Origin of the sequence: Streptomyces aureus, from assembly GCF_001418135.1 — a bacterium.
Taxonomy (GTDB): domain Bacteria; phylum Actinomycetota; class Actinomycetes; order Streptomycetales; family Streptomycetaceae; genus Streptomyces; species Streptomyces aureus_A.
Genome location: NZ_LIPQ01000569.1, coordinates 1 through 9,762, shown reverse-complemented (window position 1 = coordinate 9,762; position 9,762 = coordinate 1). Strand labels below are relative to the sequence as shown.

The 9,762-nt window shown below is 70.5% G+C and carries 6 protein-coding genes; 4 read left to right on the top strand and 2 right to left on the bottom strand.

Going from position 1 to position 9,762, the window contains the following annotated elements; all coding sequences use genetic code 11:
* Window positions 1–160 precede the first annotated feature (160 nt).
* Complete coding sequence (locus tag AOK00_RS34155; RefSeq protein WP_079042341.1) at window positions 161–1,111, top strand: MmyB family transcriptional regulator; 951 nt, start codon at window positions 161–163, stop codon at window positions 1,109–1,111.
* On the opposite strand, the gene AOK00_RS34150 is transcribed toward AOK00_RS34155, so the two are convergent.
* The gene (locus tag AOK00_RS34150; RefSeq protein WP_055604016.1) at window positions 1,098–2,555 is read right to left on the bottom strand and encodes an MFS transporter; all 1,458 of its coding nucleotides are present in this window, start codon (window positions 2,553–2,555) and stop codon (window positions 1,098–1,100) included. The genes AOK00_RS34155 and AOK00_RS34150 overlap by 14 nt on opposite strands.
* Window positions 2,556–2,607: 52 nt before the next feature.
* On the opposite strand from AOK00_RS34150, the gene dusB reads away from it, so the two are divergent.
* From dusB to AOK00_RS34135, 3 genes are all read left to right on the top strand, one after another.
* Window positions 2,608–3,744: a tRNA dihydrouridine synthase DusB gene (gene dusB, locus AOK00_RS34145; RefSeq protein ID WP_055604015.1), complete on the top strand. Its 1,137-nt coding sequence runs from the start codon at window positions 2,608–2,610 to the stop codon at window positions 3,742–3,744.
* Window positions 3,745–4,110: 366 nt separating this feature from the next.
* Window positions 4,111–6,822, top strand: coding sequence for a pyruvate, phosphate dikinase (gene ppdK, locus AOK00_RS34140; protein ID WP_055604018.1), 2,712 nt, complete (start codon window positions 4,111–4,113; stop codon window positions 6,820–6,822).
* 578 nt (window positions 6,823–7,400) lie between these two features.
* Complete coding sequence (locus AOK00_RS34135; RefSeq protein ID WP_107097516.1) at window positions 7,401–8,423, top strand: ArsR/SmtB family transcription factor; 1,023 nt, start codon at window positions 7,401–7,403, stop codon at window positions 8,421–8,423.
* A gap of 35 nt (window positions 8,424–8,458) precedes the next feature.
* Here AOK00_RS34135 and AOK00_RS34130 read toward each other — a convergent pair whose 3' ends face one another.
* Entirely contained in the window at window positions 8,459–9,619 is a 1,161-nt protein-coding gene (locus tag AOK00_RS34130) for an alkaline phosphatase PhoX (protein WP_055604014.1), read from the bottom strand.
* Window positions 9,620–9,762: the final 143 nt, after the last annotated feature.

Below are 9,762 nucleotides of genomic sequence, written 5' to 3'. Positions count from 1 at the left end.
CCGCCCGGGGGAGCGGCCGGAGAGCGGGGGGAAGCGGAGGTCGTAGTCACGGCATCGACGATCCGCCGCCCCTCAGCCTGGTACCAGAGTGTCTTTATCCTGGTAGAAGCAGTACCTGGCACGGGTCTCAGGGGCCCGGCACCCTGGGAGCGTGACGACCATGACGACGGCCGAACCCGGTACGCGGCGACACGAGCTCGCCGCCTTCCTGCGCAGCCGGCGCGAGCGCATCACCCCCGAGCAGGTCGGCCTGCCCCGGGGGCGCCGCCGCCGCACTCCCGGCCTGCGCCGCGAGGAGGTCGCCCACCTCTCCGCCGTCGGCGTCACCTGGTACACCTGGCTGGAGCAGGCCCGCGACATCCAGGTCTCGCCGCAGGTCCTGGACGCCCTCGCCGGAGCCCTGCTGCTCGACCCGACCGAACGCAGCCACCTCTTCGCCCTCGCCGCCCAGAGCGACCCCCACCCCGAGACGGCCTGCCCGGCCGTCACCCCCGCGCTGCGCGAGCTGCTCCACCAGCTGGAGCCCGTGCCCGCCTGCGTACAGAACAGCCGCTACGACTTCCTCGCCTACAACCGCACCTTCGGGCGGCTCTACTGCGACCTGGACGCGCTGCCCCGCGAGGACCGCAACACCCTCTGGCTCGCCTTCACCAACGAGGACTTCCGCGCGGCTTTCGGCGACCTCCCGGAGGTCCTGCGCGCGATGGTCGGCAAGCTCCGCGCCTCCATGGCCGAGCACCTGGCCGAACCCGCCTGGAAGGCGCTGGTCCAGCGGCTCCAGGAGGCCTCCCCGGAGTTCCGCGAGCTCTGGGAACGGCGCGACGTCGCCGACCTCGCCGGCCGCGCCAAGGTCATCCGGAACGCGCAGGTGGGCGTGCTGCACCTGGAACACACCAATCTCTGGCTCGGGCCGGCCGCCGGACCGCGTCTCGGCACGTACGTACCCCTCGACGAGGAGTCCCGGGCGCGGCTCGAACGGCTCCTGGAGCTGGTCGTACGCGAGGACGACCGGGCCACCCGGGAAGCCCAGGCGCCTCGGGCCGCCCGCGAGGCCAGGGCCGCCGGTGACGTACAGCCGGCCCGAGAGGCGCAGGCCCTCACGGCCGCCTGAGCGGCAGGTCCGCCTCGTCCGCCGCCTGCGGCCCGTCGTCCGTCTCCAGGCACCGTGCCGTCCGCTCCGCCGTGCGGCGGGCCCACTTTCCGCTGGTCAGCGCGCCGACCGCGAGGACGGCGAGGCCGCAGGCCGTCACCACCCAGTAGCCCGGCCGTGCCGCCGTCACGAAGTCGTCCGGGGACGTCCCGGCGCCCACCCCCGTCGCGAGCACCGTCCCGACGACCGCCACCCCGAGCGTCTGTCCCACCTGGCGGCTCGTCGAGGCCACCGCCGCCGCCACCCCGGCCTGGGCGCGGGGCATCCCCGAGACGGCCGTGTTGGTGATCGGCGCGTTCACCAGGCCGAATCCGATGCCGAAGGCCACGTACCCGGTGAAGAGCAGCGGATCGTGGGTCTCCGCCTCGAAGGCCGCGAAGAGCAGCGCCCCCGTCGCCATCGCCGTGCCCGCGAGCAGCAGCGGGAGACGGGGTCCACGCGCGCCCGTGAGCCGCCCCGACAGCGGGGCGAAGACGAAGGTCATGCCCGCCATCGGCAGCACGTACAGGCCGGCGTCCAGCGGGGAGAGTCCGCGTACCTCCTGGAGGTACAGGGTGTTCAGGAACAGGAAGCCGGCGAAGCCCGAGAAGGCGCAGATCGCGACGACGGTGGCGCCGCTGAACGGCGCGCTGCGGAAGAACCGCAGGTCGATCAGGGGTTCGCGGCGCCTCGGCTCGTACACGAGGACCCCGCCGAGCGCCACGGCCGCGATGCCGGCGAAGAGCGGGTCGGTCTCGATGATCGCGTACGTGAGGGAGCCCAGGAGCGTCGCCACCAGGAGCTGTCCGACCGGGTCCGGGCGGCGGGGCCGGGGCGCGCGGGACTCGGGGACGTACCGGAGGGTGAGGAGCAGGGCGACGAGGGCGACCGGCAGGTTGACCCAGAAGATCGCCCGCCAGCCGACCGACTCGACGAGCACACCGCCCACCAGTGGCCCCAGGGCCAGGGAGATGCCGACGACCGCGCCCCAGACGCCGATGGCACGCGCGCGTGCGGCGGGTTCGGTGAAGGTGTTGGTGATGATCGACATGGCGACCGGGTTGAGCATCGAGCCGCCCACCGCCTGCACCGCCCGGAAGGCGATCAGCGCCTCCAGGTTCGGGGCGAGGGAGCAGAGCAGCGAGCCGAGCGCGAAGACGACGAGGCCGGTCACGAAGACCTTGCGGCGGCCGATCCGGTCGGCGGTGGAGCCGGCCAGCATCAGCAGCGAGGCCAGGACCAGGGTGTACGCGTCGATGACCCACTGCAGTCCGGAGACGGAGGCGTCGAGGTCGCGCCGCAGGGAGGGCAGGGCGACATTGAGCGCGGTGTTGTCCAGGCTGACGATCAGCAGGCTCGTGCAGCAGATCGCCAGGACGACGAGCTGCCGGCGCCGGGGGAGCTGCGAGCGTGTGAGCTCTGGCATGTTCGGATAGTACGGCTAACTAATGACTGGCGCAGTGCGCGACAATGGGCCAATGACCGCGTTCTCCCCTCTTGCCATCGGGCCGCACATCGTGCAGCCGCCGGTGGTGCTCGCCCCGATGGCCGGCATCACCAACGCCCCCTTCCGTACCCTCTGCCGCGAGTTCAGCGGCGGCAAGGGGCTGTTCGTGAGCGAGATGATCACGACGCGCGCGTTGGTCGAGCGCAACGAGAAGACGATGCAGCTCATCCGCTTCGACGCGACCGAGCAGCCGCGCTCGATCCAGCTGTACGGGGTGGATCCGGTGACGGTCGGCAAGGCCGTGCGGATGATCGTCGACGAGGACCTCGCCGACCACATCGACCTGAACTTCGGCTGCCCGGTCCCCAAGGTGACCCGGAAGGGCGGCGGCTCGGCCCTGCCCTACAAGCGGCCGCTGCTGCGCGCGATCCTCAACGAGGCCGTGACCAACGCGGGTGACCTGCCGGTCACGATGAAGATGCGCAAGGGCATCGACGACGACCACATCACCTATCTGGACGCGGGCCGGATCGCGGTCGAGGAGGGTGTCACGGCGATCGCCCTGCACGGGCGGACGGCGGCGCAGCACTACGGCGGCACGGCGGACTGGGACGCGATCGCGCGTCTCAAGGAGCACGTGCCGGAGATCCCGGTCCTCGGCAACGGCGACATCTGGTCCGCCGACGACGCTCTGCGGATGATGCGGGAGACGGGCTGCGACGGCGTGGTCGTCGGCCGTGGCTGCCTGGGGCGGCCGTGGCTCTTCGCGGACCTGGTGGCCGGCTTCGAGGGCACCGGGGCCTACGCGGCGCCGGGGCTGCGGGTGGTCGCGGACGCGATGGTCCGGCACGCGCGGCTGCTCGGGGAGTGGATCGGCGACGAGGCACGCGGTGTCATCGACTTCCGCAAGCACGTGGCCTGGTACCTGAAGGGCTTCTCGGTGGGCTCCGAGATGCGCAAGAAGCTGGCGATCACCTCGTCCCTCGACGAACTGAGCGCTCAGTTGAGCGAGCTGGACCTTGATCAGCCGTGGCCGGTGGGTGCCGACGGTCCTCGGGGTCGTACGTCCGGAAACAACCGAGTTGTCCTGCCGGACGGCTGGTTGAAGGACCCGTACGACTGCTCGGGCGTGAGTGAGGATGCCGAGCTGGACACGTCCGGGGGCTGAGATCCGGCCTTGATTCGGCCTTTCCGGGGGAGTGATCCTCGCCACCCTTGAGGGGGGTGGTGCTCAGATGAGCAGGTTACAAACGGCTGCACCGCATGAAGGGTGGCACGGGGTGCCACCCTTTTTGCATTCAAGACTTGAACGCAAGTGCTCGGATGTGCGCTCACGTGAGCGACTTCTCTCTGGTTTGGGTCATGACGTCTTCGGGGCCTGAAAGCGGAAGCTACTTCTCGGTTACTTTCGAAGTGCTGGCGGACGGGTGGTTAAGGCCACGTGACCGCTAGGCGTACCTCCCCAGAAGCCTTCGATCTGGGTATGTTCCTCGCCGTCAGGGCAGCCAACCGAGTCATCGAGGAGTCGGGACCCGTGTCGGAAAACAATGATCAGAAGTTCGTGTACGACTTCACCGAGGGCAACAGGGACCTGAAGGACCTGCTCGGTGGCAAGGGCGCGAACCTGGCCGAGATGACCAACCTCGGTCTGCCGGTCCCTCCCGGGTTCACGATCACCACCGAGGCGTGCAAGGTCTACCTCGAGAGTGGCTCGGAGCCGGTCGAGCTCCGCGACGAGGTGAGCGCCCACCTCGACGCCCTTGAGCAGCAGATGGGCAAGAAGCTCGGCCAGGCCGACGACCCGCTGCTCGTCTCCGTGCGCTCCGGGGCGAAGTTCTCCATGCCGGGCATGATGGACACCGTCCTCAACATCGGCCTCTCCGACGCGTCCGTCGTCGGTCTCGCCGGCCAGGCCGACAACGAGCGCTTCGCGTGGGACTCGTACCGCCGGCTCATCCAGATGTTCGGCAAGACCGTCCTCGGCGTCGAGGGCGAGCTCTTCGAGGACGCGCTGGACGAGGCGAAGACCGCGAAGAAGGTCGCCAGCGACACCGACCTCGACGCCGCCGACCTGAAGAAGGTCGTCGAGCACTTCAAGAAGATCGTGAAGGCCGAGACCGGCCGCGACTTCCCCCAGGACCCGCGTGAGCAGATGGACCTCGCGATCGAGGCCGTCTTCAACTCCTGGAACACCGACCGCGCGAAGCTGTACCGCCGCCAGGAGCGCATCCCGGGCGACCTCGGCACCGCCGTCAACGTCTGCTCGATGGTCTTCGGCAACCTCGGCCCGGACTCGGGCACCGGTGTCGCCTTCACCCGCGACCCCGCCTCCGGCCACGCCGGCGTCTACGGCGACTACCTGCAGAACGCGCAGGGCGAGGACGTCGTCGCCGGTATCCGCAACACCGTGCCGCTGGCCGACCTCGAGTCGATCGACAAGACGTCGTACGACCAGCTCATGCACATCATGAACACGCTGGAGACCCACTACAAGGATCTCTGCGACATCGAGTTCACCATCGAGCGCGGCCAGCTCTGGATGCTCCAGACCCGGGTCGGCAAGCGCACCGCCGGTGCCGCCTTCCGCATCGCCACGCAGCTCGTGGACCAGGGCCTGATCGACGAGGCCGAGGCGCTCCAGCGCGTCACCGGCGCGCAGCTCGCCCAGCTGATGTTCCCCAAGTTCGACGAGGGCGCGAAGGTCGACCAGATCGGGCGCGGCATCGCCGCCTCCCCGGGCGCGGCCGTCGGCAAGGCCGTCTTCGACTCGTACACCGCCGTCAAGTGGTCCCGCTCGGGCGAGAAGGTCATCCTGATCCGCCGCGAGACCAACCCGGACGACCTGGACGGCATGATCGCCGCCGAGGGCATCCTCACCTCCCGCGGCGGCAAGACCTCGCACGCCGCCGTCGTCGCCCGCGGCATGGGCAAGACCTGTGTCTGCGGTGCCGAGGAGCTGGAGGTCGACACCAAGCGCCGCCGGATGACCACGGCCGACGGCCAGGTCGTCGAGGAGGGCGACGTCGTCTCCATCGACGGCTCCACCGGCAAGGTGTACCTCGGTGAGGTACCCGTCGTACCGTCCCCGGTCGTCGAGTACTTCGAGGGCCGCATGCACGCCGGCGCCGACGACGCCGACGAGCTCGTCGCCGCCGTGCACCGGATCATGGCCTACGCCGACCGCGTCCGCCGGCTGCGCGTCCGCGCCAACGCCGACAACGCCGAGGACGCCAACCGCGCCCGCCGCTTCGGCGCCCAGGGCATCGGCCTCTGCCGCACCGAGCACATGTTCCTCGGCGAGCGCCGCCAGTTCGTCGAGCGGCTGATCCTGGCCGACACCGACGTCGAGCGCGACGACGCCCTGGAAGCCCTCCTGCCGCTGCAGAAGACCGACTTCGTCGAGCTCTTCGAGGCCATGGACGGGCTGCCCGTCACGGTCCGGCTGCTCGACCCGCCGCTGCACGAGTTCCTGCCCGACATCACCGAGCTGTCGGTGCGCGTCGCCCTCGCCGAGTCCCGCAAGGAGCCGCACGAGAACGACCTGCGTCTCCTCCAGGCCGTGCACCGGCTGCACGAGCAGAACCCGATGCTGGGTCTGCGCGGTGTCCGCCTCGGCCTGGTCATCCCCGGCCTGTTCACCATGCAGGTCCGCGCGATCGCCGAGGCCGCGGCCCAGCGCATCGACGCCAAGGGCGACCCGCGCGTCGAGATCATGATCCCGCTCGTCGGCACCGTCCAGGAGCTGGAGATCGTCCGCGAGGAGGCCGAGCAGGTCATCGCCGAGGTCCAGGCCCGCACCGGTGTCGAGCTCAAGCTCGCGCTCGGCACCATGATCGAGCTGCCGCGCGCCGCCGTGACCGCCGGTCAGATCGCCGAGGCCGCGGAGTTCTTCTCCTTCGGCACCAACGACCTGACGCAGACGGTCTGGGGCTTCTCCCGCGACGACGTGGAGGCCTCGTTCTTCACCGCGTACCTGGAGAAGGGCATCTTCGGCGTCAGCCCCTTCGAGACCATCGACAAGGACGGTGTCGGCGCGCTGGTGCGCAGCGCCGTCCAGGCCGGCCGCGCCACCCGCCCCGACATCAAGCTCGGTGTCTGCGGCGAGCACGGCGGCGACCCGGAGTCGGTGCACTTCTTCCACGAGGTCGGTCTGGACTACGTCTCCTGCTCGCCCTTCCGGATCCCGGTGGCGCGTCTGGAGGCCGGCCGCGCGGCGGCCGAGTCGAAGGGCAGCGACAGCCGCTGAGTCCTGCTGAACGGGGGTTCAGGAGCGGCGGTCGGGCCCTCCTGAACCCCCGTTCAGCAGCGAGAATCACCGAACCACTCCGGTACGACCGGGGGCGCCGCCGGTCACCTCACCACCCTCACCGGCGGGCGGCGGCCCCGGAATCACGGCGACGGGACGGACACCTTTGTGCGGAGGTGTCCGTCCCGTCGTTTGTTTGTTGAGCGGATGTGAGTAGTTGTTCAATTGCGCCTGATTGAATTATTGGCCATTGAACTTCCTCGTTCCTCCGCAAAGGATCCACCGCAAAGAATGGAGCGGGCGCGACCCCCGGATCCCCACCCGGAGGCCGCGCCCTTTACCGATGCCGGGCAGGTGAGCCGCAACCTCGCCGACCGCCGCCGGACGGGCAAAGCCCCCCACGGTCTTCACCACGTCACCTCGGTCCTGAAGGTTTCCTGCCCGACCCGTACAGCTTTTCGGTTCCGCCCCCATTGCCGCGATGCTTTTCAACTGTGGCTGAAACACCCTGGTAACGTGCAGTGATGCTGTGCATACTCGTCGTCGGGGGTGGTTGCGAGTGCACAGGTGGGGACGTCATGCTGCGGATTCATTTCACCGGAAACGACCTGGCGGGGGTGCGGACCGCCGCCCGGCCCGATGTTCTGTGGGAAACGATTCTCAGTTTTCACCGTTTAAGGGACCGGCGCGGCCACGTCGTCTTCGGAGAATGGCGCTCCGAAACCCGGATGCGGCTCGGTGGTGAGACCCGGCTCCTCGCCGCGCTGGTTCCGAGCCGCGGCTATTTTCCCGACTTCCTGACGCCCGCCGAGGGCGTGCACGGGCTCGACGAGGGCCTGGAGGCGATCCGAGCGACCGACTCCGGACGGCTCCGCGGCGAACTCTCGCTGCTCGCCGCGCACCGCTCCGGCGGACGGACCGTACCCCATTCGCTGCGCGCCCTCGCCGACGGCGGCGCGGAGCCCTTCGACCGGCTCGTGGGGGCGCTGCGGAGCTACCACCGGGCCGCCGTGGAGCCGTACTGGCCGCACATCAGGGCCCGTGTCGAGGCGGACCGGGCCCGGCGCGGCCGCGCGCTCCTGGACGGCGGCGCCGAGGAACTCCTCGCCTCGCTGCCGCCGATGCTGCGCTGGCGCGCGCCCGTCCTGGAGGCCGACTACCCGGTCGACCGGGACGTCCACCTCGACGGGCGGGGGCTGCTGCTCCAGCCCTCGTACTTCTGCCGGGGGACGCCCGTGGTGCTGCGCGATCCCGCGCTGCCGCCGGTCCTCGTCTACCCCGTCACCCACGGCGAGGCGCCGACGGTGCGCGCGCCGGGCGGCTCCTCGCTCGCCAAGCTGGTCGGCCAGACCCGCTCGGCGGTCCTGCACGCCATCGGCGACGGCGGTACGACGAGCGAACTCGCCCGGCGGGCCGGGGTGTCACTGGCCTCGGCGAGCCAGCACGCGGGCGTGCTGCGCGAGGCGGGGCTCATCGCGACCCTGCGGCACGGGAACGCGGTCCTGCACACGCTGACGCCGCTGGGCGCCGCCCTGCTCGGCGGCGCCCAACGGACGGTGGATCTGCGGTGCTACGCGCGGAACGGGACGGTCACCTCGTAGGGATCACGCGGTGGGCGGGCCCGTCAGCGCGTACGTCAGGCGCGGAACGGGCCCGTCACCTCGTACGTGATGCCGGCGGAGGAGCTGCCGCTCGTGCCGCGCTGGCTGGAGAAGTACAGCCGCTTGCCGTCGGGGGAGAAGGCGGGGCCGGTGATCTCCGAGGAGGACTGGCCGCTGATCCGCAGGAACGGGGCGACGACGTCGTCCGGGGTGATGACGCAGATCTCCATGTTGCCGCCGTCCTCGGCGATGAACAGGTCGCCGGAGGAGGAGCCCGTGACGTTGTCGACACCGGTGAGGGGCGCCGCGCCGCTCGGCACCAGCGAGTCGTCGTACGCCAGCTCGTAGGTGCTGGTGGCGAGGTTGAGCTGCCAGAGGCGGTTGTCGCCCTTGGTGGTGAACCAGACGGTGTCGTTGGCGTAGTGGCAGCCCTCGCCGCCGTTGAACTTCTTCGAGCCCGAGACCTGGCTGCGGGTCACGGTCGGGGAGCCGTCCGGGTCGGGCACGTTCTGCCAGGTGAAGGAGCCGGAGGTGGCGGTGCCCGCCACCATCACCTGGAGGGTGCCCGCGGAGAGGTCGCCCCAGGTGGTGGGGACGAAGCGGTAGAAGCAGCCGCTCGTCTCGTCCTCGGTCAGGTAGACGACCCTGCGGACCGGGTCGGCCGCGGCGGCCTCGTGCTTGAACCGGCCCATGGCGGAGCGGCGGACGGCGGCGTTCACGCCGTACGGGTCGGCCTCGTAGACGTACCCGAGGCTGACCTCCTCACAGGAGAGCCAGGTGTTCCACGGGGTCTTGCCGCCCGCGCAGTTCTGACGGGTGTTGGACAGGATGCGGTACGCGCCGGTGACGGCGCCGGTCGAGCTGAAACGCACCGCGCTCGCGCCGCCGCTCGGGTTGATCTCCGAGTTGGACACGTAGATCCAGCCGGTGCCGTCGGCGAAGCAGGCGCCGCCGTCGGGGGCGCTGTGCCAGGTGTACGAGGTGCCGGGCACGGTCTGGCCCGACCGTGCGATGACCCGGCTGGTGAAACCGGCGGGCAGCAGGATGCCGTTGGCGTCCGCCGCGCCGAGGGCGCCGTAGGGGCCGGCGCCGGGCTGCGCGGGGGCCGCGTAGGCGGCGCCGTGCATCAAGGTGCCGCCGAAGGCGGCCGCCGACGTGCCGATGACCGCTCCGCGCAGAAAACTGCGTCGCTCCACGTCTCACTCCTGAGAAGGGTGGTGAACCGCCCCGTCAGTCCGGTCGGCGACGGGGTCGCGCGTTTCCGGAAACTAGGAGTACGGAATTGACTGTGCATCAACAAGCGGTGAAGGGGAAGCGGCGGGGCCCTGTCGGGTGTGCG

What these genes read in the sequence shown, in the direction of transcription:
- AOK00_RS34155 (WP_079042341.1), top strand. Translation starts at nt 161, where the DNA reads ATGACGACGGCCGAACCCGGTACGCGGCGACACGAGCTCGCCGCCTTC.
- AOK00_RS34150 (WP_055604016.1), bottom strand. Translation starts at nt 2,555, where the DNA reads ATGCCAGAGCTCACACGCTCGCAGCTCCCCCGGCGCCGGCAGCTCGTC.
- dusB (WP_055604015.1), top strand. Translation starts at nt 2,608, where the DNA reads ATGACCGCGTTCTCCCCTCTTGCCATCGGGCCGCACATCGTGCAGCCG.
- AOK00_RS34135 (WP_107097516.1), top strand. Translation starts at nt 7,401, where the DNA reads ATGCTGCGGATTCATTTCACCGGAAACGACCTGGCGGGGGTGCGGACC.